The 24,575-nt window shown below is 60.2% G+C and carries 26 protein-coding genes; 13 read left to right on the top strand and 13 right to left on the bottom strand.

The window, feature by feature from the left end; translation table 11 throughout:
• Window positions 1-780 precede the first annotated feature (780 nt).
• Both HMPREF2806_RS09725 and HMPREF2806_RS09730 read left to right on the top strand, forming a co-directional pair.
• Window positions 781-1,452: a DUF3558 domain-containing protein gene (locus HMPREF2806_RS09725; RefSeq protein WP_070517582.1), complete on the top strand. Its 672-nt coding sequence runs from the start codon at window positions 781-783 to the stop codon at window positions 1,450-1,452.
• Between the two features lie 18 nt (window positions 1,453-1,470).
• Window positions 1,471-3,345: a hypothetical protein gene (locus HMPREF2806_RS09730; protein ID WP_083306541.1), complete on the top strand. Its 1,875-nt coding sequence runs from the start codon at window positions 1,471-1,473 to the stop codon at window positions 3,343-3,345.
• Between the two features lie 95 nt (window positions 3,346-3,440).
• On the opposite strand, the gene HMPREF2806_RS09735 is transcribed toward HMPREF2806_RS09730, so the two are convergent.
• From HMPREF2806_RS09735 to HMPREF2806_RS09745, 3 genes are all read right to left on the bottom strand, one after another.
• A complete protein-coding gene (locus HMPREF2806_RS09735; protein WP_070517584.1) occupies window positions 3,441-3,683 on the bottom strand; it encodes a hypothetical protein in 243 nt (80 codons plus the stop codon).
• 48 nt (window positions 3,684-3,731) lie between these two features.
• Complete coding sequence (gene greA / locus HMPREF2806_RS09740; RefSeq protein ID WP_046648329.1) at window positions 3,732-4,253, bottom strand: transcription elongation factor GreA; 522 nt, start codon at window positions 4,251-4,253, stop codon at window positions 3,732-3,734.
• 117 nt (window positions 4,254-4,370) lie between these two features.
• A complete protein-coding gene (locus HMPREF2806_RS09745; protein WP_070517585.1) occupies window positions 4,371-4,862 on the bottom strand; it encodes a DUF4307 domain-containing protein in 492 nt (163 codons plus the stop codon).
• A gap of 92 nt (window positions 4,863-4,954) precedes the next feature.
• On the opposite strand from HMPREF2806_RS09745, the gene mca reads away from it, so the two are divergent.
• From mca to HMPREF2806_RS09760, 3 genes are read left to right on the top strand one after another with little or no spacing between them, the layout of a single operon-like run.
• Window positions 4,955-5,845, top strand: coding sequence for a mycothiol conjugate amidase Mca (gene mca / locus HMPREF2806_RS09750; RefSeq protein WP_070517618.1), 891 nt, complete (start codon window positions 4,955-4,957; stop codon window positions 5,843-5,845).
• A gap of 3 nt (window positions 5,846-5,848) precedes the next feature.
• A complete protein-coding gene (locus HMPREF2806_RS09755) occupies window positions 5,849-6,142 on the top strand; it encodes a hypothetical protein (protein WP_046648331.1) in 294 nt (97 codons plus the stop codon).
• 21 nt (window positions 6,143-6,163) lie between these two features.
• Complete coding sequence (locus HMPREF2806_RS09760; RefSeq protein ID WP_046648332.1) at window positions 6,164-6,934, top strand: isoprenyl transferase; 771 nt, start codon at window positions 6,164-6,166, stop codon at window positions 6,932-6,934.
• A 14-nt stretch (window positions 6,935-6,948) separates the two neighbouring features.
• Here the strand turns inward: HMPREF2806_RS09760 and coaA are convergent, their stop codons facing one another.
• Window positions 6,949-7,875 carry a type I pantothenate kinase gene (coaA, locus tag HMPREF2806_RS09765; RefSeq protein WP_046648333.1) on the bottom strand — a complete coding sequence of 309 codons (927 nt, stop codon included), beginning with the start codon at window positions 7,873-7,875 and terminating at the stop codon, window positions 6,949-6,951.
• Between the two features lie 196 nt (window positions 7,876-8,071).
• Between coaA and glyA the strand changes: the two genes are divergently transcribed.
• Window positions 8,072-9,373 carry a serine hydroxymethyltransferase gene (gene glyA, locus HMPREF2806_RS09770; protein ID WP_049155515.1) on the top strand — a complete coding sequence of 434 codons (1,302 nt, stop codon included), beginning with the start codon at window positions 8,072-8,074 and terminating at the stop codon, window positions 9,371-9,373.
• Here the strand turns inward: glyA and HMPREF2806_RS09775 are convergent.
• Window positions 9,370-9,690, bottom strand: coding sequence for a DUF5997 family protein (locus tag HMPREF2806_RS09775; RefSeq protein WP_118779527.1), 321 nt, complete (start codon window positions 9,688-9,690; stop codon window positions 9,370-9,372). The genes glyA and HMPREF2806_RS09775 overlap by 4 nt on opposite strands.
• Window positions 9,691-9,788: 98 nt before the next feature.
• On the opposite strand from HMPREF2806_RS09775, the gene HMPREF2806_RS09780 reads away from it, so the two are divergent.
• The 5 genes from HMPREF2806_RS09780 to HMPREF2806_RS09800 all read left to right on the top strand — a co-directional run bounded on the left by HMPREF2806_RS09780 (window position 9,789) and on the right by HMPREF2806_RS09800 (window position 14,792).
• Window positions 9,789-10,490 carry a LysR family transcriptional regulator substrate-binding protein gene (locus HMPREF2806_RS09780; RefSeq protein WP_049155514.1) on the top strand — a complete coding sequence of 234 codons (702 nt, stop codon included), beginning with the start codon at window positions 9,789-9,791 and terminating at the stop codon, window positions 10,488-10,490.
• A gap of 127 nt (window positions 10,491-10,617) precedes the next feature.
• On the top strand, window positions 10,618-11,274 hold the full coding sequence (locus HMPREF2806_RS09785) for an LGFP repeat-containing protein (RefSeq protein WP_070517587.1): 657 nt from the start codon (window positions 10,618-10,620) through the stop codon (window positions 11,272-11,274).
• 297 nt (window positions 11,275-11,571) lie between these two features.
• Window positions 11,572-12,930, top strand: coding sequence for a PhoH family protein (locus HMPREF2806_RS09790; RefSeq protein ID WP_046648336.1), 1,359 nt, complete (start codon window positions 11,572-11,574; stop codon window positions 12,928-12,930).
• A gap of 71 nt (window positions 12,931-13,001) precedes the next feature.
• Entirely contained in the window at window positions 13,002-13,577 is a 576-nt protein-coding gene (locus tag HMPREF2806_RS09795; RefSeq protein WP_046648337.1) for a GNAT family N-acetyltransferase, read from the top strand.
• An 81-nt stretch (window positions 13,578-13,658) separates the two neighbouring features.
• Entirely contained in the window at window positions 13,659-14,792 is a 1,134-nt protein-coding gene (locus HMPREF2806_RS09800) for a hypothetical protein (RefSeq protein ID WP_070517589.1), read from the top strand.
• A 77-nt stretch (window positions 14,793-14,869) separates the two neighbouring features.
• Here the strand turns inward: HMPREF2806_RS09800 and HMPREF2806_RS09805 are convergent, their stop codons facing one another.
• From HMPREF2806_RS09805 to glpX, 4 genes are all read right to left on the bottom strand, one after another.
• Window positions 14,870-16,444 carry an MDR family MFS transporter gene (locus HMPREF2806_RS09805; RefSeq protein ID WP_046648338.1) on the bottom strand — a complete coding sequence of 525 codons (1,575 nt, stop codon included), beginning with the start codon at window positions 16,442-16,444 and terminating at the stop codon, window positions 14,870-14,872.
• Window positions 16,438-17,061 (bottom strand): TetR/AcrR family transcriptional regulator, encoded by a 624-nt coding sequence (locus HMPREF2806_RS09810; protein WP_046648339.1) that lies wholly within the window; start codon window positions 17,059-17,061, stop codon window positions 16,438-16,440. The genes HMPREF2806_RS09805 and HMPREF2806_RS09810 overlap by 7 nt, the downstream gene beginning before the upstream one ends.
• Before the next feature lie 405 nt (window positions 17,062-17,466).
• Window positions 17,467-18,867 carry a class II fumarate hydratase gene (locus tag HMPREF2806_RS09815; protein ID WP_046648340.1) on the bottom strand — a complete coding sequence of 467 codons (1,401 nt, stop codon included), beginning with the start codon at window positions 18,865-18,867 and terminating at the stop codon, window positions 17,467-17,469.
• Window positions 18,868-18,965: 98 nt separating this feature from the next.
• On the bottom strand, window positions 18,966-19,985 hold the full coding sequence (gene glpX / locus HMPREF2806_RS09820; protein WP_070517591.1) for a class II fructose-bisphosphatase: 1,020 nt from the start codon (window positions 19,983-19,985) through the stop codon (window positions 18,966-18,968).
• Between the two features lie 201 nt (window positions 19,986-20,186).
• On the opposite strand from glpX, the gene HMPREF2806_RS09825 reads away from it, so the two are divergent.
• Window positions 20,187-20,777, top strand: coding sequence for a DUF4245 domain-containing protein (locus tag HMPREF2806_RS09825; RefSeq protein WP_049155495.1), 591 nt, complete (start codon window positions 20,187-20,189; stop codon window positions 20,775-20,777).
• A gap of 4 nt (window positions 20,778-20,781) precedes the next feature.
• Here HMPREF2806_RS09825 and HMPREF2806_RS09830 read toward each other — a convergent pair whose 3' ends face one another.
• From HMPREF2806_RS09830 to xseA, 3 genes are read right to left on the bottom strand one after another with little or no spacing between them, the layout of a single operon-like run.
• Window positions 20,782-21,135, bottom strand: coding sequence for a hypothetical protein (locus tag HMPREF2806_RS09830; RefSeq protein WP_046648342.1), 354 nt, complete (start codon window positions 21,133-21,135; stop codon window positions 20,782-20,784).
• On the bottom strand, window positions 21,136-21,423 hold the full coding sequence (locus HMPREF2806_RS09835) for an exodeoxyribonuclease VII small subunit (RefSeq protein WP_070510275.1): 288 nt from the start codon (window positions 21,421-21,423) through the stop codon (window positions 21,136-21,138).
• A gap of 46 nt (window positions 21,424-21,469) precedes the next feature.
• Window positions 21,470-22,711 (bottom strand): exodeoxyribonuclease VII large subunit, encoded by a 1,242-nt coding sequence (gene xseA / locus HMPREF2806_RS09840; RefSeq protein ID WP_070517593.1) that lies wholly within the window; start codon window positions 22,709-22,711, stop codon window positions 21,470-21,472.
• Between the two features lie 152 nt (window positions 22,712-22,863).
• Between xseA and HMPREF2806_RS09845 the strand changes: the two genes are divergently transcribed.
• Entirely contained in the window at window positions 22,864-23,823 is a 960-nt protein-coding gene (locus tag HMPREF2806_RS09845) for a 4-hydroxy-3-methylbut-2-enyl diphosphate reductase (RefSeq protein ID WP_070754977.1), read from the top strand.
• Here HMPREF2806_RS09845 and HMPREF2806_RS09850 read toward each other — a convergent pair.
• Complete coding sequence (locus HMPREF2806_RS09850; protein WP_232745399.1) at window positions 23,820-24,551, bottom strand: DUF6542 domain-containing protein; 732 nt, start codon at window positions 24,549-24,551, stop codon at window positions 23,820-23,822. The two genes, HMPREF2806_RS09845 and HMPREF2806_RS09850, sit on opposite strands and share 4 nt — an antisense overlap.
• Window positions 24,552-24,575: the final 24 nt, after the last annotated feature.

Raw genomic sequence — 24,575 nt, forward strand, 5'->3', positions numbered from 1 at the left:
TCCAGTTCGCTTGCAACTACAACCCCCGTGGGGAAGCAAGGCGCTCAGTGCTGCGCGATAGGTGGCGATGTCCTAGGCATGAGAAGAGTGCCTTCCCCATTGTTAGTACACGTGTGCCAGGGGTCTTGCGATTATTTGTGTGCCTCAATTGGCAATTTCTCACCTTGCCAGGCGGGGCGCGAAGAGAAAGAAACAAGCCTTGCAAAAAGTGCAAATCGGCGAGAAGATGCCGTTGTCTTGGGAGAAATGTTCGATCACCCAAGTCGGAAAAACGGATGGAGAATCCCGTCCACGGTGTTCCGGAGTGAACTTTGGCAGCAGTACGGCGTGTGGCCTGGATTCACTTTCTACGACTGGTTGCCACCCTTCTCCATGGAAGTTATACAAGGTCATAGGTGGTTTTATGGACACTTGCGTGGATGAATCTGGTACTTACTTCCGAAACGCGTGATGGGGTCGTGCCTGCAGGGTGAAAAACGACAATCGAATGTTAACAGTGTTGTAATTAGGGGGCACCTGCATGGTCATAATCGGCAGCGCAGGCACAAGAGTCTCACGGCGCGCACTCACAATTTTTACAGGCGACGACCAGCACCTATTTATGAACCTTTTATTACTCGCATCTAATACATCATTATTTGCAACCCATTGAAAATGGACTATGTGGGGTTGGCGCGACATATTGCGCATTCTCGTGCATTCTGGTCGCAGAAGCCGCTCGCTGAGCTTGGCTCTGGCGAAGGGCTTCTGATAGTCAGAAAAGTTGGTTGAAGGGAAACCATGAAGCGAATCGGGGGCCTTGCGTTGGTGGCGGTTTGTATAGGGGTGCTTTCAAACTGCGCAGCTCCGCTGGGCCTTAGTGCTCGCGACAATGGTAAAAACTCGGGGGGCTTTAGCAACTTTTCTGGCGACATGTCCGGCGGTGGCTCAGTGGACTCGGGGGTCGCTGAAGCCACCGCCACGAAGGTGCGAGAGTCTCAAGCTTCAAGCAGTGAGTCTCGTGCGGGCGGTGGGGTACTACCGCCACTTGGTGAATTTGATCGTACGGAGCCTGGCTTCCAGGTGTTTGATCCATGTTTAGAAATACCCGGCGAGACTTTTTCGGAGTTGAAGCTGCAGATGACTTCGGAGCCGGAAAAGGAGTCAGGGTACAGGACCTGCTTCTTCTCAAAGGACTTGGGTAATGGAAGGGAGGCCGCCATTGCTTTGGCAGCGCAGCATGAAGGAATGGACCGTATTCGTGAGCTCTATCCTGAGGCGTATTTCGGCCCGGACAATGCTCAAGAAGGCATCTATACGGTAGAGGACACATTTATTAAGGGTGCGACTTGCACCTCTTACGTCGAGACAACTCGGGGTGTCATTTCGGTTGCATGGACCGAACTGCGAGCTGATGTCTCTATGCAGGAAAAATGTGAACAATCGAGAAAATTATTGTTAGAACTATTATGAATTAAGGGGCTCGGGGAAATGATCATCAATCAGAATGCACTAGCTCAAGAAGTAGCGCGTGTAGCAGATTTGGGAATGAAGGTTGAGAATGCGTCTGGCAGGGCACATAGCCCCCTTGACGGAGGATTCTCTCCAGTTACTGGCTTAAGCGAAGTCGGCGCAATCCACCAACGCGTGCTGGCAACGGACCCGGGGTCGGCGCGTAATTCTTTGGAAGGGTTTAGAGGACAGGTTTCTTGGCTTGGGGAGGCGCTCCAGACCGAGCTCGCCGGCTTCGAATCACAGGATGAACTCAACAGCAGAGGGCTGGATGTCGCAGACGCCGGTGGCGGGGGCGCGGCGGAGGCGATGCCGATCGTGTCGCAACCAGATCCGGGATATAGCCCATTTGGGTTTACGGTTCCGATCGTTGACACCGGTGCATCAATCATGGGACTGGCATCCAACTTGTTCAGCACCCGTTTCTGGGATGTCTCGGAAGCGAATGCGCGGTGGGGAGCCTTGAGTGGAGAAGTCGCCGATATCGTAGCGGGGCTGGAAAACTCGGCCGCGTCGTTGGAGGAGGAGAATGATAGCGAAGCCACCACGCGAGCGGCCCAGAAGATTCGTGAAGTTGCGAAGGCGGGCACACACTTCATTGCCAATGCCGAGGTCATGCAACAAAAGCTGTTCGGCTTCCAAGCGCAGCTAATGAATGTGCAGCCAGAGGCAATCGCCTTGGCCTTCGAGGTAGCAGCAATTCCAGATCCCGTCGCACGCGAGGCCGCAGAACAGGCGGCGTTGGGATATATGCAGGGCGTGCTTCAACAGCAGGTTATTGCCGCCATGCCCTATCAGCACGCGCTCATGGATGCGGCACCACCCAGCGGTGGTGGGGATGTCAGTACCCAATTCGGCGCGGTCGCAGGTGATGGATCCCGCTACACCACGGAAGGCGTTGCCTGGCCGCAGCAGATTGCTGAGGCGATGGAAAGCGGCGCCGTCGGGCCAGGTTCCTTCGGCGTTGCAGACGGTGAAATCCAGGGGCTTGAAAGCGTTGGGATGGATGCTGGTGACATCGCGAAGTTTCATAGCGCATTGCATGATCGTGGACGCACGATCCTCAGCGAGTTGGGTTTCGGAGATTCGTTGGCACCCGTTAGTGCGGCGGACGTGAACACGTCGGCCGCGAGCGCAGGCGTAGGAACACTGAACCCGTCTCATGCTGGTATTCCGGGGACGTCGGCAACTCAGATTGGCGCGCCGAACATTGGTGCTGGTTTGAGCGGGCTAGGAGGTCTGGGCAGCGGTGTCGGTGGGCAGGGGCTTGGCGCCGTTGGCTTGGCGAATGCCCGCGGCAACGCGCTGCCTGGGGGCGTTGCTGGACTCGGCGGCCGGGGGCTGGGCCGGTTGCCGGAGATGTCGGCGAATCCGACGACCGCCGCGGCGGGGCTGGGCGGCTTCGGTACTGCGCCCGGTGGACCGCAGACGGGTACGCATCCGGTTATCGGTGGCCTACCCGGGGCCGTAGCGGGGACTGGACTGAAGAGGGACGGAAGGGCGTCGCTAAGCGGAGGCAGTATGGCCGGAGGCGGAGTGATCGGCGGCACTGGTGGTGTTGGCGGCGTCGGCGCCGGCAGCGCCGGTGGTGTCGGTAACGCTGGCGGTACAAACAGTGTCGTAGGTGCCGCTGGGGGAGCGGGCGCCGCGAAGGCTGGCGGCGGACAAACCCGCGGCGCGGGGATGCGGATGATGCCCATGATGGGCGGCGCAGCCCGCGGCGGTGAAAGCGAAAAGAGGATCAAATCCGTCACAACGCAGGTTGAGCGCGATCCGAACCGCCGAGATCTCCTCGGTGAAGCGCCCGCGGTGCTGCCCGGGGTCATCGGCGAGTGGGCCCGGGAAGAAAACTAGGGGACTGGGGGTGAGGGATTTTCTCATAACCTCATAACGCTGAAAGCGGCGCCCGAATATCGGGACGCCGCTTTCGCTCTAAGCTGACGGTGAGTCTACTGCTGAACCGGAGCGGTGGTGTACTCGGCCGGAGCAACCTCAGTCTCAGCCGTGGCTTCAGTCTCAGCCGTTGCTGCGGTGGACTCGGATGCACCAGCTCCCGGGGCCTCACCGGTGAAGGTGGCGCCAGTGTCGACCTTCTTAGTGGAATCCTGCTCGCTCGGCGGGTGGCAAGCGGCCAGGGTGAGTCCAGCGGAGACAACCAGACCAGCGGCAGCGAAACGAGTGAACTTCTTCATGTGATAAAACTCTTTCTCAGAAAAACGATGACCTAAGAGCAGTATAAATTAGGACTTGCGCGGAGTTGCGGCCTTTGCGGAATCATAAGGCGCCGCGGAGACCACGGTCACCGACAAGGTCTTGCCGTTCGGCGCGGTGTACTCGCGGGTTTCGCCCTCAGCAGCACCCAGGAGGGCAGCACCCAGCGGGGACTGCTCGGAGTAGGTCTCCAGATCCTTGTTATCGGAGGCCGCAGCGCGGGTACCGATAAGGAAGGTCTCGCGGTCTTCCTTGTCACCGTTGTAGTAGACGTGGACGACAGAACCGATGTGGGCGACGCCTTCCTGGACGGCGGTGCGCTCGGTGGTGGAGTTAGCCAGAACCTCGGAGATCTGCTTGATGCGGGCCTCTTCCTGGTCCTGCATTTCGCGGGCGGCGTCGTAACCCGCGTTCTCCTTTAGGTCACCCTCCTCGCGGCGCTCATTAATCTCCGCGGCGACGACCGGGCGGTGGTCGATGAGGGCCTGCAGCTCGGCCTCGAGCTTGGCCTTGGTTTCCGGGGTGATGTACTGCTTCTGCTGCTCAGCCATAGTGCAACCTTCCGTTGACGGTTCCTGATGAACGGTTTTATTTGTTAAAGACTGGGCCTAAAAGCGCAGGTGGCGCGGCCCATTCAGAACGCTCAACATACTAGCATAGCTGGGCTTTTACTCGGCGTTTGCCTCACCCGCAGAATCCATGGTGCTGATATCGAGGTAGGAGGGGATATTTCCGGAGCAGCCGTAGACGCCACCGGCGACGGCAGGGTGATTGGTAGGGATGTCCACGGCGACGCGCTGGGCGGCTTCGCCGCCAGCCGGCACGGCAATTTCGCGGCGGCCCACCTCTGCCTTGGAATAGTCAAAAGCCTGCACGATGCAATAGGCAGGCTCCTCCACGCGGTTGCGGGTGATGTCTACCCACACGCGGGCGGTATCGTCGGAAAGAATCTCGTGGGTGACATAGGAGATGTCCGCGTTAATTTTCTGTTGGCTGCGCACGTACTGCACGCCAAAGACGACGGCCGCCACCAGCATGCCCAGGAAAATCAGGACTAGGGCCCGATTGGTCCAGGATTTCCCCGTGTGAGCAGAGGAGGACGAGGAACCGTAGCGAGACCGTGAGCGTGCGGAGCGAGAAGCAGGTTGGGCGTCAGACATGAGTCTGATTCTATCCAACGGTCGCTACGAAGTTACTATCCACTAGACTGGGCCTCTGTTTAAAGAAGCGATGTAGGGAGATGTATCACCCAGTGAGTACAAAGCGCCTTTTGGCTATTCACGCGCACCCTGACGATGAATCCTCGAAGGGTGCTGCGACGACCGCAAAGTATGCTGCGGAAGGGGCGGAGGTCCTCGTCGTGACCTGCACCGGCGGTGAGCGGGGGGACATCATCAACCCAGCCATGGACCGCCCTGGCGTCCTCGAGAACATGGGCAGTATTCGTCGTGAAGAAATGTCGAAGGCCGCCGCCTCCTTGGGAGTACAGCACCGGTGGCTCGGACACGTGGACTCGGGCCTTCCGGGTAATCCGTTGGCGCCCAATATTAAGGACCTGCTGCCTGAGGGCTGCTTTGCTCTCAAAGAAGATGATGATGTGGCCCAAGAGCTCGTGGAGATCATTCGGGAGTTCCGCCCCCAGGTCATCATTACTTATGACGAAAACGGCGGCTATCCGCACCCGGACCATCTCATGGTCCACCGTGCTTCTATGTTGGCTTGGGAAAAGGCGGGCGATGCCGCGTACCACCCAGAATTGGGCGAGCCGTGGGAGCCGCAGAAGCTCTACTACACGCACGGTTTCGTGTACCAGAGGATGAAGATCTTTCACGACCTTCTAGTAGAAGAGGGAAAGATTAGCCCCTATGAGCCGATGCTGGCGCGCTGGGACACCGCTTTTGGTGACATCATGGCGCGCGTGACCACGCAGGTAGAGTGCGCGGATTACTTCCAAAACCGGGAGGACGCCCTGCGCGCGCACGCCACCCAAATCGATCCGGCTGGTGCTTTCCTCGCTACGCCCGTGGCCGTGCAGCAGGAGCATTGGCCAACGGAGGAGTTCGAGTTGGCCAAAACCCGTGTGTCGACCTCGCTGCCGGAGGATGACCTATTTGCGGGAATCCCGGAAGTAGGGGAATCTTAAAGTATGAACGCTTTGTACTTCGCGGCGCATGACGTCGCCCTGCTCGCCCAAGGGAGCCAAAGCGGGCCGGTGGGACCGGAGTTCGGTAAGGCCTCGCCCATTGGTTTGCTGATCCTCGTTCTCATGGGAGTGGCCGTCCTTTTTGCAGGCTGGAACTTTCACCGCCGCTATTCGCGCTTCCGCCGCCGCACCATGTTCGCGCAGGATCATGGCATCGATCCTTTTGATGATGAGGCGGTCGATGCGGCAATGAAGGAAGCCGGCATCCTCGATAACAGCAAGAAGTCCATCTTTTAACGCAGAGGACGTTTCCCCACCGTGAAGTTCCTAAGCCAGCTCCTATACCCCCTGTATGAGGCGCGCCTAACGCGTGAGATTAAAAACAAACCGCAACCACGCCACGTGGCAATCATGGCGGATGGCAATCGCCGCTGGGCGCGCGAGGCGGGCTTTACGGATATCAGCCACGGCCACCGGCAAGGCGCGCGGAAGATCAGTGAGATGATTTCGTGGTGCCAAGGCACCGACATCGAAGTCGTCACTATCTACTTGCTGTCGACGGAAAACTTGAAGCGCAGCGAGCAAGAAGTGCAATTGCTCTTCGACATCATTTCGGATGTCGTCACGCACCTCTCCCAGGGTGACTTGGACTGTCAGATCCGTCTCGTCGGGCACTTAGATCTGCTCCCCGAACAGGTCACAGCCAAGATGCAGAGTGCGGCTGAGGCTACCGAGGATCACCAAGGCGTCATCGTCAATATCGCGGTGGGCTACGGCGGGCGCCAAGAAATTGTGGATGCCGTGCAGAACCTGATCCGCAGTGAAGCACGCAAGGGGCTGAGCGCTGAAGAAATCGCGGAGAACGTGACTGCGGAGGCCATCACGGGCAACCTGTACACCAAAGGGTTGCCGGACCCCGACCTCGTCATCCGCACTTCCGGTGAGCAGCGGCTGTCCGGGTTCCTTCTGTGGCAGGCAGCCTATTCCGAGATTTGGTTCACGGATACCTACTGGCCAGCATTTCGCCGGGTGGATTTCCTGCGCGCCTTGCGCGACTATTCTCAGCGCTCGCGCCGCTTTGGGCGCTAACCGGGATACGCTGCCTAGAGCTTGCGCATCCTGACCTGTTCCACCAAATGGTGTGAGCCTTTGCGCAGAACCAGGGAAGCGCGCACCCGGGTGGGCAAAATATTCTCAATGAGGTTGGGCAGGTTGATGGACTGCCAGATCTCACGTGCCTGCGCGTAGGCTTCCTCATCCGTCATGTCCGCGAAGGAAGCGAAGTGCGCGCCCGGCTCGCGGAAGGCAGTGTGCCGGAGTTTGAGGAAGCGGTCGATGTACCACTTCTCAATGTCGTCCACGCGGGCATCGACGTAGACAGAGAAGTCAAAGAGATCCGACACCATGAGGGTTGGCCCGGTCTGCAGGACGTTGAGGCCTTCCAGGATGAGGATGTCCGGTTGCCGGACCTCTTGGAATTCATCGGGGACGATGTCATAGGACACGTGCGAATACAGCGGTGCGGTAACCAGTGGTTTGCCGGATTTAACGTCGGTAACAAATCGCATGAGCGCGCGGCGGTCATAAGACTCCGGATAGCCCTTGCGCTGCATTAGCCCATGCTCTTTGAGGTAGGCGGTGGGGTAGAGGAAACCATCGGTGGTGACGAGGTCGACCTTCGGGTGGGAATCCCAGCGTTCCAAGAGCACTTGGAGCAAGCGCGCCGTCGTCGATTTACCCACGGCGACGGAGCCGGCGACGCCGATGACGAAAGGCACGTGCGTCGGTGGGTTACCCAAAAAGGCCTCGGTGGCGGCGGTGAGTTTCTGGCGGGCCTCCACCTGCATGTGAATGAGACGGGATAGCGGCAGATAGACTTCAGCCACCTCGGTGAGATCGATGCGGTCACCAATACCACGGAGTTTTTCCACCTCGGTGGCCGTCAACACCTGTGGCATGGATTTACGCAGGGCACGCCACGTATCGCGGTCAAAATCGAGGTACGGGCTCGCATCGGTCATTCGCGCCATGCCGACTATTGTCGCACTGCATCCGGCGCCTCGTGCAATTGCCCCGAATGAAAAGATTCTTAGAGGCCCCCGCGCGGGGGATAGGGGCGTTAGGATGTAGAACTAGCTTCGGCGATTTCTAAAGTCGGTGGTGTTGTGCTGCGAGCGGGCGCCGCTGGCTATCTTGACCATCTGTAGGAAGGGACACCACGCTTTCATGACGACTACGAACAATTCAGACGTGCGCTACCAGGAGATGCGCGATCTTGACCCCGAGGTCTTCGATGCTATTTCCGGTGAGATTGCTCGTCAGCGCGATACCCTCGAGATGATTGCTTCGGAGAACTTCGTCCCCCGCGCCGTTCTGCAGGCGCAGGGTTCTGTTCTCACCAACAAGTACGCAGAGGGCTACCCGGGGCGCCGCTACTACGGCGGCTGCGAGCACGTTGATGTCGTGGAGGACCTGGCTCGCGATCGTGCCAAGGCGCTTTTCGACGCCGAATTTGCCAACGTCCAGCCGCACTCCGGTGCTCAGGCCAACGCTGCGGTGCTGGCGTCGCTGATCCAGCCGGGTGACAAGATCATGGGCCTGTCCTTGGCTCATGGTGGTCACCTGACCCACGGTATGAAGCTGAACTTCTCCGGCAAGCTTTACGACGTTGCCGCGTATGAGGTCGACCCGGAGACCATGCGCCTCGACATGGACAAGGTCCGCGAGCAGGCTCTGGCTGAGAAGCCGCAGGTGATCATTGCTGGTTGGTCCGCCTACCCGCGGACCATCGACTTTGAGGCCTTCCGCTCCATCGCCGATGAGGTCGGCGCCTACCTGTGGACGGATATGGCGCACTTCGCGGGCCTCGTGGCCGCCGGTCTGCACCCCTCCCCGGTGCCGCACTCCGATGTTGTGTCTTCCACCGTGCACAAGACGCTTGGTGGCCCGCGCTCCGGAATTATCTTGGCCAAGCAGGACTTTGCCAAGAAGATCAATTCCAACGTCTTCCCGGGCCAGCAGGGTGGTCCGCTGATGCACGTCATCGCGGCAAAGGCTATTGCTCTCAAGATTGCGGCCACCGAGGAGTTCAAGGAGCGCCAGGAGCGCACCCTGGAGGGCGCTCGCATTCTGGCTGAGCGTCTGACCGCTGAGGATTGCACCAAGGCGGGCGTCGACGTCCTCACCGGCGGCACCGACGTGCACCTCGTCCTAGCGGACCTGCGCAACTCCGAGCTCGATGGCCAGCAGGCAGAGGACCTCCTCCACGAGGTGGGCATCACCGTGAACCGCAACGCGGTTCCGAACGATCCGCGCCCGCCGATGGTCACCTCCGGCCTGCGCATTGGCACCCCGGCCCTGGCCACCCGCGGTCTTGACACGGCGGCCTTCACCGAGGTGGCGGATGTCATCGGTACCGCGCTGGCAAATGGCAAGAACGCGGACGTCGCCAAGCTGCGCGCCCGCGTGGAGAAGGTCGCCGCGGACTTCCCGCTGTACGACGGCCTTGAGGACTGGAAGCTGGTCTAAGCTTCCGAACGCTCCTCGGCGTGAGCTTTCCGGGCGGCCTCGAGCCACTCGGGCATTGCGCTGAGGAGCTCTTTGATTTCTGCGGTGGTGAGAGGGCGATCCATGTCGTTCTTCTTCAGCGCGGTCACGGAAATGCCCAGCTTCTGTGCCACCACCGGGCGCGGGTGCGGGCCCTCGCGGCGCAGGGTGGCCAGCCACTCCGGCGGGTTCTCCTGCAAGTCGCGCAATTGCGCGTGCGTTACTGCAATGGCTTGAAACTCCTCCGGGGCGGCCGGCAGGTAGATGCCCAGCTTCTTAGCCGCGGTTTGCGCGCGCATGGCGGTACCGGAAGGCTGCTGGGTTTCGTTGGCTGGGGTTTCATTATTCGGGGTATCAGTCACGCTCACCACGCTAGCAGCACCGTAGTATGAGGTGCATGCTCCGCCTTGTCTTTTGCACTGGTACAGAACCCGGTAAATGGTTTCGCCGCTACCGTGACTCGCATTCTCTCGAGTCCCTGGTGACCGCCGACGCCGATGATGCGATGGCGGCTCTTCTTGCCCAGGAAGCTGACCTTGCTCTGACCCGCCTGCCAGATCTACGGGTCGATGACAGCTTCCATGTGGTTCGGCTGTACGAGGAAGCGCCTGGGATCGCAGTTCCGAAGGATTCCGTGTACGCCGAGGTAGGGGAGGACATTACACCGGAGGATGTCGCCGAAGAGATCGTGAATTACCGGATTGCGCAGGATGGCAGCGTCGACGTCCCTGCCCTGCGTACCGCTCTCCAAGTTGTGGCAGCCAACGTGGGCGTGGCCATCGCACCTCGACCGCTGCTGAAGGTGCTCAGCAAGAAGCAAGTCGTGGCACTGGGCTTGGAGGATCCCACTGTTGCGCGCACGGAGATCGCTTTGGTGTGGCGCCGAGCAGACGATGGTGACGAGATTCAGGATTTCGTCGGCGTGGCGAAGGGAAGGACGCGGAATTCTTCCCGCAATGTTGCTGAGAAGCGCAGTGCCCGTGACAAAGCAAAGGCTAAACAAGCACGCAGAAAGTCGCAAGGAAAGTCTCACAAGGGCTCGATTTCCAAACCGTTATCGAAAAGATATAGGGGGTCTCAGCAGCGGAAACGTAGATAAGGAAGGCTCTTTGTTGTCAAATCATAGGTGCATCGGTGGCGGGGCGGCCGCGGCCGAGCCTACGGTGGACTTTGTTCTCAACAAAAGTACTTAGAACAGTGCTCAACAAAAGAGAAAGGTTTAGATAATGAAGAAGATGACTCGTCGTTTCGCTGCTGGTATCGCCGCTGCGACCCTTTCCCTGGGTGTCGTTGCCTGCTCCGATGCTGAGGACGCCGCTAAGGACGCTGGCGACGCTGCACAGTCCGCCGCGTCCGATGCTACCGATGCTGCCGGTTCCGCTGCTAACGAGGCAAAGGACTCTATCAACGGTTCCGAGTCCGCTGAGGCTTCTGATTCTGAGGCTTCCGATTCCGAGGGCGCTGACTCCTCTGAGGCGGAGTCTTCCGATTCGGGTTCCGCTGATTCTGAGGGTGCCGAGGGTGATAAGGAGAGCGTCTCCACCGCTAACGGTGATGTAGAGGTCCCTGCCGACTTTGCGCAGGCCATCAAGGACAAGGCCGCCGAGTGGGGCGATCCGGAGTCCATCGAGTCCACCGATGCCGGTAGCGTTGCTACCTTCGCCAAGGACAAGCTGCTGGCATTCAGCGAGGGAGATGGCTCCCAGCCGATCATCGGCAAGATCGCTGAGACTTGGACCGAGGAAGGCGGCTTGGACAGCAAGGTTGGTCTGCCGACCGCCCCGGAGAAGGCCGAGGGCAACGGCTGGGTACAGGAATTCGCCAACGGCACCATCTCCTGGATGCAGGGTGAGTCCGGCGAGTACGAGGCCACCATTAACTAAGAGGGCTCACAATAGAGCCAGCTTTCTAAGAAATGCTCCGCACTGTAAAACCAGTGCGGAGCATTTCTTTGTGGTTTGTGAGGGAGCGAGCCGACTGGTGGGGATGGTGTGGCTCTGGGGATTGTCGTTTTAATACTGTTCATCTTGCACCCATGTAATTTCAACCTTTGCTCTCTAGCGTGGACGGTGTCCGGAGGTTCACAGGAACGTCCGGACAGTTCGAAAAACCACCAGCTTCACCATGCCCACCCAGGTCGTTGAGTTGGGGCGGGCATAACAAGGGAGAACCCTGCCGCTATGACCAATCCTTCCGTCCTGACCGAGCAGCCGCACGAGGCCGCTGTGGTTACCAAGACCTATGTCATCGATACCTCCGTCCTTCTCTCCGACCCTTGGGCGTTGCGTAAATTCGCAGAGCACGATGTGGTGCTGCCCATCGTCGTTATCTCTGAGTTGGAAGGAAAACGTCATCACCCGGAGCTTGGCTGGTTCGCCCGCCAAGCTCTTCGCTTTTTGGAGGACCTCCGCGCTACCTATGAGGCGCTGGATCAGCCTCTTCCCGTCAACGCCGCGGGCGGAACGCTGCGCGTGGAGCTGAATCACCAGGATCAGTCCTTGCTGCCAGCGGCCTTCCGTGGGCCGGAGGGAGACCACCGAATCCTGGCCTGCGCGCTCAACCTGCAGCACGAGGGCAAGGACACCGTCCTGGTGACCAAGGATGTTCCGCTGCGCGTTAAGGCGGGCGCCGTGGGCCTGCAGGCAGATGAGTACCACGCGCAGGACGTTGTGCTCACGGGATACACCGGTATGGCTACGGTGCAGACCACCGCGGAGGTCATCGATGAGCTCTATGGGGAAGGCGAGGTGCTTATCGACGGATCAGTGACCACCGCCGGCACCCGCGTCGAGGACCTTCCGGTGCACTGTGGCGTGACGCTGCAGGCAGGCGGGCAATCAGCGCTGGGCCGCATGACAGCCGAGGGCGCAGTGCGCTTGGTACGCGGTGATGCGAATGTCTTTGGTCTCCAGGGGCGCTCGGCTGAGCAGCGGGTAGCTTTGGATCTGCTGCTGGATCCTTCCGTGGGCATCATGTCCATTGGAGGCCGTGCAGGTACCGGTAAGTCTGCACTGGCCTTGTGTGCCGGTCTAGAAGCTGTGCTGGAGCGTGGCGAACACCGCCGTATCGTGGTCTTCCGCCCGATGTATGCGGTGGGTGGGCAGTCCCTGGGATACCTGCCTGGCTCCGAGAGTGAGAAGATGAACCCGTGGGCGCAGGCGGTCTACGACACGTTGGAGGGTCTCGTATCGGAAAACGTCATGGATGAAGTCCAAGACCGAGGCCTCTTGGAAGTTCTCCCACTGACCCATATCCGCGGCCGCAGCCTGCACGATTCCTTCGTCATCGTCGATGAGGCCCAGTCGTTGGAGCGCAACGTGTTGCTGACTGTCTTGTCTCGCTTGGGGCGCGGATCGCGCGTGGTGCTGACCCATGACGTGGCGCAGCGAGATAACCTGCGCGTGGGCCGGCATGACGGTGTGCAGGCAGTCATTGAAAAGCTCAAAGGGCATGAGCTCTTCGCTCACATCACGTTGCAGCGCTCTGAGCGCTCTGCCATTGCGGAACTTGTCACCGATTTGCTGGAAGGTGAGAACTAACTCGTTCGCGAATGGCGATCTTGTAGGGGTCTGCTTGGCATTGGTCGTGCGTGCTCAGTAATAATTGTCCTATGAGCGACAACGCGAAAGACAAGAAGAAGGATTTCCGCATCCGTCCATTCACTGCGGCGGACTACCCGCAAATGCGCGAAATCTACGAGCAGGGCCTCAACACCGGCCACGCTACCTACGAGACCCGGTCGCTGACCTTCGAGGAGTTTAAGAACGTCAAGATCATGTCGTCAGTCTTCGTTGCGGTGGAGGCGGACGATGACTCGAAGGTTCTCGGCTGGGTCTGCGCTGCGCAAGCGTCTACCCGCACCGTGTTCCACGGCGTGGTGGAGGATTCCATTTACCTGAGCAAAGAGGCCCAGGGCCGCGGTATTGGCGGCGCCTTGTTGGATCAGCTCATCGAGGTATGCCGTGACCTGCACAAGTGGGCCATCCACTCATGGATCTTCCCGGAGAACGAAGGTTCTGCCGGGCTGCACAAGTCCCGCGGCTTCGTCAAGGTGGGCACCTACTCCCACATGGCAAAGATGACCTACGGCGAGCTCGCCGGCCAGTGGCGCGATACCGATGTATACGAGTTGCTTCTGCCTAAGCCGGAGGAAAAGAAGGCAGCAGCCAACGAGAAGAGGAAGTAATTATCTCACTTTTCTAATATCAGGGCAGGAGTGGGGATAGAATAGAACCTGTTCTCATCCACTCTCTATCGAAGGCGAATCATGTCTTTCCGCACCTCTGTGCTTGCCCTTTCTACCGCCGTAGCCGTGTCGACCGGTGCTTTTGTAGCGCCCGTTGCCACGGCTGCTGAGTTTCCACCTGCTGGCTCCGTTCCTGTAGCAGAGCTCAACGTTAACTATCCCGATGGCGCTCTGGCATATGTCTTTGCCGAGCCGGTCATGCAATCCGACATTGACTTGGTTACCCGCCAAGTTCGTCAGCTGCGCGGCAAGGCTTGGGATGCGAATCTTCCCTTCGACGGTGCAACGCTGCAGCAGGCAGCTGCCGCTGCGGGCTATCACACCCGTGAAGAGTATATGAATGCGATTTCTTGGGATCGTGGCCTTGAGCACGCGGTTTTGCAGCGCGCTGCGGAGGAGAATTTGGATTTCAACCACGAGCGGCTCCCTGGGGTAGGGGCCTTTGGGGTCATCGATAATCTGTTGGCCGGAGAAAATCTCACCACGGCAGACATGCCGGGCGCTATTGCATCGTGGTCGACGGATAGCAACCAAGGCTCCAGTGAGTGGGAACAGCTTGTTCGTGCAAACGGACAAAGGAATCCACAGAATGGCCACTTCTACTCGATCATTGATCCCGTTCACGTAACTTTTGCTCAGGCACAGGTAGGAAAGGTCACCGCAGGCTTCTTCTCCAATCGCGATATGCCGGGTGAACCCGCTCGCATCACCGGCCGCCACGCATTCCCCATCGCTGTGCCGGAAAGTGCAGTCAATGATGCCGAACTGATGACGACTGGAGGCACCTCGGTGGGAAGCCAAGGCAGCCTGGGCTTGAGCATCGATGGATTCTGGGGAGCGAAGCTAGGGGTGCCGGTGGCGTCGCCAAGCTCAAGCGATCCTGAGGTTCTTAAAGTCAACGAGGACGGTACCTACGAGGCTAAGTCGGAGGGAACCGTGACCGTCACCTTTAACACCTATGTGGTGCGCAATGGTCAGCCCCAGTTGTCGGACAACCAAGTCACCAAGATCGTGCAGGTGACCAAGAAGTCTCTTGCTGGAAACCTAAGCTCCGGTGGTGCGGATGCTGGAACCATCGTGGGCATCATTGCAGGCGTGCTTGCGCTCATTGGCGTAGCTGCCCAGGTGGCTCGCCAGTTGGGAATTCTGCGTTAAATACTCTGGTATGAAAAATCCTCGCTACGTCATTGTTCGTAGCGAGGATTTCTTGTTGTTGAGCGGGGACCGACGTCCTAGTCGATGGTCTCCTTGAGGTGCTCCTCCCGCACCGGCAGGATGAGCAGGAGAGCGATGATAGCCATCGGGACCATGAGCAGGATGACCGGGGTGAGGCCGTCGTTGTAGGCGTTGAGGATGACGTCGCGGATGGGGTCCGGAAGCTGTGCCACCATCGACGGGGTCAGGCTAGAGGAACCGCCGCCCTCAGCGCTGAACTTTTCTGCAAAGGGCGCGCCAGCCTTGCCCATGGAAGCAATGGCGGCAGGCATGTTGGCTGCCAACTCATCCTTCATGTTGTGGATGAACAGCGAACCCACCAAGGAGGCACCCATGGCGGAACCGATCTGGCGGAAGAAGTTGTTGGCCGCCGTTGCGGTGCCCACCAGCGCCACGGGGAAGGAGTTCTGAACGATGAGAACGAGCACCTGCATGACGAAGCCGAGGCCGATGCCGAAGACGAGGAACTCAGCGCCAAGTTGAGTCAGGGAGGTATCCACAGTCAGCTTCGACATCCAGAACAGCGCGCCTGCCGTAATGGCGAGACCGATGATGGGGTAGCGCTTGTAGTGGCCAGTTCGGGCGATGATGAATCCCACTGTGGTAGATGTGCCGATCATGCCGAGCATCATCGGGATCATCATGAGGCCCGCCTTGGTCGGCGTCAGTGTATGCACCATCTGCAGGTAGGTCGGCATGTAGCCCAGCACGCCGAACATAGCCAGCCCCAGCACCATGCCGGCGGCCGTCGTGAGCACCATGTTGCGGTTCTTAAACAGCAGAACTGGGATCAGAGGCTCCTTGGCCCGCTTCTCGACGAAGACCGTGATGACAGCACCGATCACAACGATGACGGCCAAGGTGAGAATGACGGGATCCGACCACTCGTACTGGGTGCCGCCCCAGGTGGTCATGAGGATGAGCGAGGCGGTCGTGATGGCAATGAACGTGGCGCCCAAGGCATCAAACTTGCGCAAGTCAGTATCACCAACGCGCAGGTGCAGAACGAGCACACAAACGGTCATGGCGAGAAGACCGAGGGGGATATTCATCCACAGGCCCCAGCGCCAGCCGGGACCATCAGTGAACCAGCCACCGAGGACTGGGCCGAGGACGGAGGACAGGCCGAAAACGCCGCCCATGATGCCCATGAACTTGCCGCGCTCACGTGCCGTGGTGACCTCAGCAATGATGGACTGGGAGGAAATCATCATGAATCCAGCGCCGAAGCCCTGAATCGCGCGGCCGATGATGAGCAGGTTCATAGAGTTGGCGAAGCCGCCCACGGCGGAACCGATGACGAAGGTGGCAATGCCGCCGATGTAGAGCCACTTGCGGCCCATCATGTCACCGAGCTTGCCGGAGATGGGCATAGCGATGGTCATGGTGACCAGGAAGGCGGAGATAACCCAGCTCATGTGGTCGACGCCGCCGAGCTCGCCGACGATGGTGGGCAGGGCGGAAGCGAAGATCATCTGCCCCAGGGAGCTCATCAACATGGTGAGCACGAGGGCAGAGAAGACGAGGGCAAGGTTGTTTTCCGGCTTGCCGTTGTCAGCGTGGGACGCTGACGGTTTCGCGGTAGCTACCATGAAAGTCCTTTCGAATAGTTGTTGATGAGCGTGAGTGCGGAGTCAAAGCGCTGCTCAAAGGGGATGTCGCAGCTGAAGTCTGGGGAGGTGGTGGCCAACCAGAAAGCCTCACGGATGGTGACAGCAATGAGGAGTGCCTCCGTGTGCGGGGAGACATCCGGCATGGTCTTTAATGCTGGCTCCTTCTCCAGCCGCTGGGTGAGTAGCTCAAGGACTTCGTTGGACTTGGCACGCTTTCTGCTTAAGGACGCCGCCGCTGCGTCCGCATCGCGGGAGATACGGCGGCGTCGCTCAGCAATCTCCCTGTTGGCGTGCTGTCCAATGAGGTGTTCTTTGATGAGGTCTACGGCCAGCTTGAAGAGGTTCTCCGTGGGAGTTTCGAGCAGATAGCTCTTCTGCTCTTGGGAAAACTCTTGGCTGGGGTTGCCCAAGACAGCTGAATCCTTGGAGTCGAAATAATTAAAGAAAGTACGCCGGGAAATACCGGCCTTCTCACAAATCTCCTCCACCGTGACTGCAGCAAAGCCGTGCTCGTCTACCAAGAGGGTGGCAGCATCCTCTATGCGTAGGCGAGTTTTTAGGCGTTTTTGCTCGCGTAATGACAATTCTTCTTGCACAGAGTGCAATCCTACACTCAGTGCAAGTTTGCACCAAGTGCAATGCTGGTGATTCTCATGATGGCGGGACGATCTTTATGGCGCAGCGCACAGGAAAGGAGATAAGAACAGCAACCCCATCCTTCGCGTCCACCGGCAGCGTGGGCTGTGGCTGGTTAAGGCTCGCCGTGAGCGCGAAGGGCGCGAAGTGATGGCTAGGAAAGAAACTCTCAAGCCTCAAACTGCCCTAGTTGACGAAGTTATTGCCAGATCTTGAGGCGGAGGCTATAACTTTGGCAGGACGGGCAGTTTGGCTACCCCGACCCTGCTGTTGGCCCAGCGGGGTGGATGGGAAAACGGCGAAGCCGCCCTGCGCGCCACCTCAAGGAGGCGGTGCGAAGAGCGGCGGCGTGGGCGAAAGCGAACTTAGAAGTTGTCGCGGTCGCGGTTGGTCATGGTGAGAACGTTGAGGCGCTCATCGAGCTCTTCCTCGGTGAGGTTCTCGCCGTCGACGAAGCCGAGGTCGATGACTGCCTCGCGGACGGTGATCTTCTCGTTCAGCGCGTGCTTAGCTGCCTTGGCGGCGTTCTCGTAGCCGATCTTGGAGTTCAGCGGGGTGACGATGGAGGTGGAGGACTCCGCAAACTTCTTCATGCGCTCCTCGTTGGCCTCGATGCCGTCGATGCACTTCTCGGCGAAGACGCGGGAGACATTTGCCAGCAGGCGGGAGGACTCGAGGACGTTGCGGGCCATCATCGGGATGTAGACGTTGAGCTCGAAGTGGCCGTTGGAGCCGCCGAAAGCAACAGCGGCGTCGTTACCGATGACCTGGCTGACCACCATGGTGGCGGCCTCGCTCAGGACCGGGTTGACCTTGCCCGGCATGATGGAGGAGCCCGGCTGCAGATCCGGGAGGTGGATTTCTGCCAGACCGGTCAGCGGGCCGGAGCCCATCATACGAATGTCGTTGGCAATCTTGTTGAGGGAGATAGCCACGGTGCGCATGGCGCCGGAGAACTCGACGAGGGCATCGCGGGCAGCCTGGGCCTCGAAGTGGTTCTTGGCCTCGGAGAGCTGGTCAATGCCGGTGAGCTTCTTGAGCTCCTCGGTGACCTTGCCGCCAAACTCAGCGTCGGTGTTCAGGCCGGTACCGGTAGCGGTGCCGCCGATAGCCAGTTCACCCAAGCGTGGCAGGGTGGCCTCAACGCGCTCGATGCCGAGCTCGATCTGGCGAGCGTAGCCGCCGAACTCCTGGCCCAGGGTGATCGGGGTGGCGTCCATCAGGTGGGTACGGCCGGACTTGACCACGTCAGCGAATTCCTTGGCCTTGGCCAGAAGAGAGTCGTGGAGCACCTTGAGGCCCGGGATGAGGTCATTGACGGCAGCCTCAGTTGCCGCAACGTGGGTTGCGGTGGGGAAGGTGTCGTTGGAGGACTGGCCCATGTTCACGTGGTCATTCGGGTGGATCTCCACGCCATTGTTGTGGGCGATGGAGGCGATGACCTCGTTGGTGTTCATGTTGGAAGAGGTACCAGAGCCGGTCTGGAAGACATCGATCGGGAAGGCATCGTTGTGCTTGCCCTCTGCGATCTCGGTGGCAGCGGCGATGATGGCGTCAGCCTTCTCCGCATCCAGCTTGCCGGAGTCCTTGTTTACCTGGGCGCAGGCAGCCTTGAGGAGGCCGAGTGCGCGGATCTGAGCATCTTCGAGGCCGCGGCCGGAGATCGGGAAGTTCTCCACGGCGCGCTGGGTCTGGGCACGCCACAGGGCGTCGACCGGAACCTTTACCTCGCCCATGGTGTCGTGTTCAATGCGGTATTCAGTCATGAATTCACCTTTTCTGTGAAATAAGTTTTGTTGGGTTCTTTATGTGTGCCGTGGCACGGCATTCATGGCCACCGTAGCACTCTTCCTGGGAAAGTGGACTAGCTTTCCTGATCGTGGGGGTTGGTGTAGTCCACCACGGAGTATTCCTGCAGCTTAGCCAGCTTATGGATGGAGTCGACGTAGCGGATGGTGCCGGACTTGGAGCGCATGACCAGAGAGCGGGTGGTGGCGCCGTTCGGGCGGTAGGAGACACCACGGAGCATATCGCCGTTGGTCACGCCGGTAGCGGCGAAGTAGCAGTTCTCGGAAGAAACCAGATCGTTGGTGGTGAGGACGCGGTCGAGGTCGTGGCCAGCCTTGCGGGCCTTCTCTGCTTCCTCCTCATCCTTGGGCCACAGCTTGCCCTGGATTTCACCGCCCATGCACTTCATCGCGCAGGCGGTGATGATGCCCTCCGGGGTGCCGCCAATGCCCATCATGAGGTCGATGGAGTTGCTGTCCTGGCAGGTGGCGATAGCGCCGGCGACGTCACCGTCCATGATGAGGCGAACCTTGGCGCCGGCTTCACGGATCTCGCGGATGAGGTCATCGTGGCGGGGGCGGTCGAGCACGACAACGGTCAGGTCAGCCGGCTTGATGCCCTTGGCCTTGGCCACGGACTTCACGTTCCATGCCACCGACTCATTGAGGTCGATGGCGCCGACCGCGTCGGGGCCGACAGCGATCTTCTTCATGTAGAAAACAGCGGACGGATCGTACATGGTGCCGCGCTCGGCAGCAGCAATGACGGAAATAGCGTTCGGGCGGCCCTCAGCCATGAGGCGGGTGCCGTCAACCGGGTCGACGGCGATGTCCATCTCGGCGCCCTGGCCGGTGCCGACCTTCTCGCCGTTGAAGAGCATCGGAGCCTCATCCTTCTCGCCTTCGCCGATGACGACGACGCCGTTCATCTCGACGGAGTTGATGAGCTTGCGCATAGCATCCACCGCGGCGCCGTCACCTTCATTCTTCTGTCCACGGCCAACCCAGCGACCCGAGGCGAGCGCTGCTGCCTCGGTGACGCGCACCAGCTCCATGGCTAGGTTGCGGTCGGGGATATAAGACGTGTTATCAGACATGTGTGATTAGTCCCTTTCTTTTCAGGTGGCTCGGCCCGGGGTGGGGGACAACCCGGAATACAAATTCTATTCTTCCACTTTTCCTGCCCACTCAAGCCCGAATGCCTCCCCCAGAAGAGGGGCGGGGGTGCACCACCTGCCGAAAAGGCAGGTGAGAGGGCGCTGTCGCGTGTGTCGGAGGCGTCGTGCCATACTGGGCGGGTGGCATCTGAAGATAAACCAAAGATTTTTGAGGACGCGCGTGATATCACCTTGACGGTGGGCATCATCCTCATCATGATGTTCCTGGCCGTCGGAGCAACGGGACTGTGCTCGATAAACCCGGAAAAGTCCGGGCCTGTGCAGAATGTGGATGCCGCTACCTTCCTGGAGATGGAAGCGCGCGGTAGCGGGGCGGTCATTCGTGAGCCTGTCATGCCGGAGGGCTGGCAGCCGACGGCCGCGCGGCGCAAGCAAGTGGGCAGCGAGTCCGGTGCCGTGGTGAGCTGGCTGACCGCGAATGAAGGATACGTTGAGTCGGCACAGACCCAGCTAGCGCTTGAGGATGTCCCCACCGCTTACGATTCCAACTATCGAGCCAACTCCGAGCGGCGTGAGGTAGCGGGTCAGGACGTGGAAATCCTGAGCAGCGACGACAAAGATGTTCGCCCCCTGTGGATCACGGACTTGGGCGATGCCCGCCTCATCCTTACCGGCTCTGCCTCCGACGCGGATTATGAGGCGGCTCTGACCGCATTCGTCGAGGCCGAGCCGCTCCAGATCGCTGAGGACGGCAGCGTCGTCAGCGAGTAACTAGTCAGCGAAACGTCACGCTCTGCAGCGCGCCGTCCCATTCCACCTCGACCGCGTCGCCAGCAGCGCTGCGCAGGGTCTCGGGGTCGAGCCCGCTCAAGCGGGTCTTAGCAAGGTAGATATCCACCTTTTCGTGCTTGGACTTGCCGGGGAATAAAGAGACCTCGCTGAGTTTCCCTTCGGTGAAGCGCAAGACAATGGAGCCGGAAAAGTAGCTGATTTCTTCGCCGTTGTCGGTGTGCGGGGTGCCGAAGAATTCCTCGGCGAGCTGGCGCGGATCACCAAAGACCATGGCCCCTGCTCCGCCGGACTTGGAGACGAAGTCGACGCGATCTCCCGGGTAGCCGTAAATCTTCATTTAAACCTCTCCTGTTTCCGTTTGTGCTTCTGCGTTGTCCGGGCTGTCCGCATTCTTGCGGAGGGCCTCCTCTACGCGCTTGGAAGCGCCGTCGAGGTGTGCCTCGCAGGCCTTGGCCAGTGCCTCGCCGCGCTCCCAATATTTCAGAGACTCGTCCAAGCCCATCTGCCCGAGCTCGAGGATCTTCACGGTTTCGATAAGTTCATCGCGTGCCTGCTCATAGCTCAGCTCCTCGACGGGCGGGAAAGCGTCTTGGCCGGGCTGGCCGGCGCCAATCGTGTCAGTCATGAGGGATAATGCTTCTTTCTTACTGGTTCTGTATAAAGCGTTCTGTTTAATCCGCAGCCTGGGAGGCCATGGCGGCGGCGGTGATCGAGCCATCACCCACACGGATGCGCAGTTGCGAACCCGGGGGCGATTGCGTGTAGCTCGTAACGACTTCCGGCCCGCTGCCATCGCGCGGAAGGACCTGCACAATGGCATAACCGCGCTCGAGAGTGGCCGAGGGACCCAAGGCGGAGACCCGCGCACGCAACGAGGCTACCTGGTTGCTTTCGCGGTCCAGCTGATGAGTAATGACTCGCCGGATCGACGCAACGTGGCGTTCGAGTTCCTCGCGGCGCGCGGTGATCGGCACCATGGGGTCCGCGAGGACTGGGCGGGAGCGAATGCTCTCGAGCCCGCGGCGCTCCCGTTCCACCCAGCCGCGCAGCGCAGCCGCCATGCGGGAACGAGCTTCGGAAATCACTGCGTATTCCTCGGCCGCGGAGGGCACGACGCGCTTGGCCGCGTCGGTGGGGGTGGCGGCGCGGAGATCGGCGACGTCGTCAAGCACCGGGTGGTCCGGCTCGTGGCCGATGGCGGAGACAACCGGGGTGCGGGCGGCGGCCACAGCGCGCTGGAGGGCCTCCTCGGAGAAGGGGAGCAGGTCCTCCACCGACCCGCCGCCGCGGGCGATGATGATGACATCGACCTCTGGGCTGGCATCGAGGGTCTGCAGCGCGTCAATGACCTGGGTAACTGCCGTGGCTCCCTGCACCGCTGTATTGATGACCTCGAACTGGACTGCCGGCCAGCGGTCTTGTGCCACCGAGAGGACATCGCGCTCAGCGTGGGAGCCACGGCCGGTGATGAGTCCGATTTTCTTTGGCAGGTAGGGAAGCGGCAGTTTCCGAGATGGATCGCACAGGCCCTCCTGGCGTAGGCGCTGGCGCAGCATCTCTACTCGGGCGAGGAGATCGCCGATGCCGACGTGACGAATCTCAGTAACCCACAGGGAGAAGCTACCGCGCCCAGCGTAGAAGGCGGGCTTGCCGTAGACCACGACGCGGTCGCCGTCCTTGAGCGGCGAGGGAGCATTCCGGATGAGCGACGTGTTGCAGGTCAGCTGGACAGATTTCTCCTGTTCCACGTCACGCAGGGTGATATAGGACAGTTTCCACGTCGGCTTCATGTTCAGCTGGGTGATCTGGCCCTCCACCCAGAGGAAGCCGAGGCGCTCGATCCAGCCTTTGACTTGGTCATTGACCTTGCCGACGGGCCACGGTGTCTCCGCGGAATTGGCCGGTTGGTTCACGCGCAGTCCTTTCTCTTGAGTGGTCTGTGCTTCGGGGCGTGTTCCGTCTAGTGTATGGGGCGCGCCGGACATCGGGTGTCACCGGTCACCTGCGGCGGGCGAGAATGGGCGAGAACTACAGTATGTGGGCAACTTTAGATACTCTGGTTGGCATGACTGAAACTGCAAAGAAGGTGCTCCTCGCGGCTCCCCGCGGCTACTGCGCCGGCGTGGACCGCGCTGTTGAGACAGTGGAAAAGGCGCTGGAAAAGTACGGCGCTCCCATCTACGTGCGCAAGCAAATCGTGCACAACCGCTTCGTCGTTGAATCCCTGGCCAAGCGTGGCGTCATCTTTGTGGAAGAGGCCTCCGAGGCCCCCGAAGGTGCTCACCTGGTATTTTCTGCGCACGGCATCGCGCCGAGCGTGCGCAAAGAGGCCGAAGAGCGCAAGCAGCTAACGCTAGACGCCACGTGCCCGCTGGTGACCAAGGTGCACAAGGAAGCCCAGCGTTTTGAGCGCGACGGCTACCAGATTCTGCTGATCGGCCACGAAGGCCACGAAGAGGTCGAAGGTACTGCCGGCGAGGCCCCAGACGTCACCCACCTGGTGGATGGTTTGGAGGGCGTCGACAAGCTGCCGGACTTTCTACACGAGGAAAAACTCATCTGGCTGTCCCAGACCACGTTGTCGGTGGATGAGACCATCCAGATCGTCAACAAGCTGCGCGAGCGCTTCCCGCACTTGGAAAACCCGCCGTCAGACGATATTTGCTACGCCACACAGAACCGCCAGGAGTCGGTCAAGGCCATCGCCCCGAAGTGCGATCTCATGATCGTTGTCGGCTCCCAGAACTCCTCCAACTCCAAGCGCCTGGTCGAGGTTGCCCTGGAGGCAGGTTCGAAGACTTCTTATCTGGTGGATTTCGCCTCAGAGATCGATGAGGCCTGGCTTGAAGGCGTGAACACCGTTGGCGTCACGTGTGGTGCCTCCGTGCCTGAGCTGCTGGTGCGTGAAGTGCTCGAATACCTGGATGAGCGCGGCTACAGCGACGTTGAGCAGGTGACCACCTCCACGGAGACCATCACGTTCTCGCTGCCGCGCGATCTGCGCCCGGCACGTACTGCGCGCTAGTCCTCGTCGTAGAGGTTTTCCTCGAGCGGCTGGGGGGACCGCTGGGGGCGCCGCGCATTCTCCGCTGCTTCAGCGGCGGCGCGGCGGAAATCCTCCTGCACGTCGGTCTCGGGGGACGCGTGGCGGAGCTGGGCGCGCTCTTCGGCCTGCAGGCGGCGGCGTTCCTCACGGTTGCGCTCCCGTACCCGCCCAGAGCTCGTGTTCTCCCGGGCAATGAGCTCTGCCACGGAGAGCCGCTCAGAGCGGTTGCGGCGGTCGGAGGCAGCGTCGGCACGGCGCTTCTTTTGTGCTTCCGCTTCTCGGCTCTTCGCGTGGTTGTTGCTGCTCCATATGCGCATGACCGCGAGCAGCGCACACGCCAAGACCGTGACGATGAGCACCGGGAAGTGCTGTATCAGTGGGAAGGCCGTGGTGAGAAGCGCGGTCTTGGAAAACGGAGAGGCGCCTTCTGGCAAGGCAGCCGTCGAGTTAATGAACCCGCCGCCTACGGTTCCTAGCGCGTAGAGCAGCGGCAGGGTAATCACCAACAAGTAGAGCCCGCGGATCTCCACCAACCAGGTGAGAGCGAGCGAGCCAAGTCCAAAGATCAGGGCGAACGGCAGGGCAACCTTGCCGAGCACACCTGAGACTGCCAAGGCCACAAGCGTCACGACGAGCGCGACGAGGAGCGCTCGGGTAAGCGGCATCCCACGGCGCGGAGGGCGGCGACGATTTTTGGCAACAGACACGACCAGAGAGCTTACCGGGATTGG

Origin of the sequence: Corynebacterium sp. HMSC076G08, from assembly GCF_001811515.1 — a bacterium.
Taxonomy (GTDB): domain Bacteria; phylum Actinomycetota; class Actinomycetes; order Mycobacteriales; family Mycobacteriaceae; genus Corynebacterium; species Corynebacterium hiratae.

Coding starts and splice junctions, on each gene's coding strand:
- HMPREF2806_RS09815 (WP_046648340.1), bottom strand. CDS start 18,867: ATGACTGAATACCGCATTGAACACGACACCATGGGCGAGGTAAAGGTT.
- HMPREF2806_RS09785 (WP_070517587.1), top strand. CDS start 10,618: ATGAAGAAGATGACTCGTCGTTTCGCTGCTGGTATCGCCGCTGCGACC.
- HMPREF2806_RS09745 (WP_070517585.1), bottom strand. CDS start 4,862: ATGTCTGACGCCCAACCTGCTTCTCGCTCCGCACGCTCACGGTCTCGC.
- HMPREF2806_RS09795 (WP_046648337.1), top strand. CDS start 13,002: ATGAGCGACAACGCGAAAGACAAGAAGAAGGATTTCCGCATCCGTCCA.
- HMPREF2806_RS09780 (WP_049155514.1), top strand. CDS start 9,789: ATGCTCCGCCTTGTCTTTTGCACTGGTACAGAACCCGGTAAATGGTTT.
- HMPREF2806_RS09725 (WP_070517582.1), top strand. CDS start 781: ATGAAGCGAATCGGGGGCCTTGCGTTGGTGGCGGTTTGTATAGGGGTG.
- glyA (WP_049155515.1), top strand. CDS start 8,072: ATGACGACTACGAACAATTCAGACGTGCGCTACCAGGAGATGCGCGAT.
- HMPREF2806_RS09805 (WP_046648338.1), bottom strand. CDS start 16,444: ATGGTAGCTACCGCGAAACCGTCAGCGTCCCACGCTGACAACGGCAAG.
- HMPREF2806_RS09845 (WP_070754977.1), top strand. CDS start 22,864: ATGACTGAAACTGCAAAGAAGGTGCTCCTCGCGGCTCCCCGCGGCTAC.
- coaA (WP_046648333.1), bottom strand. CDS start 7,875: ATGGCGCGAATGACCGATGCGAGCCCGTACCTCGATTTTGACCGCGAT.
- glpX (WP_070517591.1), bottom strand. CDS start 19,985: ATGTCTGATAACACGTCTTATATCCCCGACCGCAACCTAGCCATGGAG.
- HMPREF2806_RS09730 (WP_083306541.1), top strand. CDS start 1,471: ATGATCATCAATCAGAATGCACTAGCTCAAGAAGTAGCGCGTGTAGCA.
- HMPREF2806_RS09775 (WP_118779527.1), bottom strand. CDS start 9,690: ATGCGCGCGCAAACCGCGGCTAAGAAGCTGGGCATCTACCTGCCGGCC.
- HMPREF2806_RS09800 (WP_070517589.1), top strand. CDS start 13,659: ATGTCTTTCCGCACCTCTGTGCTTGCCCTTTCTACCGCCGTAGCCGTG.
- greA (WP_046648329.1), bottom strand. CDS start 4,253: ATGGCTGAGCAGCAGAAGCAGTACATCACCCCGGAAACCAAGGCCAAG.
- HMPREF2806_RS09835 (WP_070510275.1), bottom strand. CDS start 21,423: ATGACTGACACGATTGGCGCCGGCCAGCCCGGCCAAGACGCTTTCCCG.
- HMPREF2806_RS09790 (WP_046648336.1), top strand. CDS start 11,572: ATGACCAATCCTTCCGTCCTGACCGAGCAGCCGCACGAGGCCGCTGTG.
- HMPREF2806_RS09830 (WP_046648342.1), bottom strand. CDS start 21,135: ATGAAGATTTACGGCTACCCGGGAGATCGCGTCGACTTCGTCTCCAAG.
- HMPREF2806_RS09735 (WP_070517584.1), bottom strand. CDS start 3,683: ATGAAGAAGTTCACTCGTTTCGCTGCCGCTGGTCTGGTTGTCTCCGCT.
- HMPREF2806_RS09755 (WP_046648331.1), top strand. CDS start 5,849: ATGAACGCTTTGTACTTCGCGGCGCATGACGTCGCCCTGCTCGCCCAA.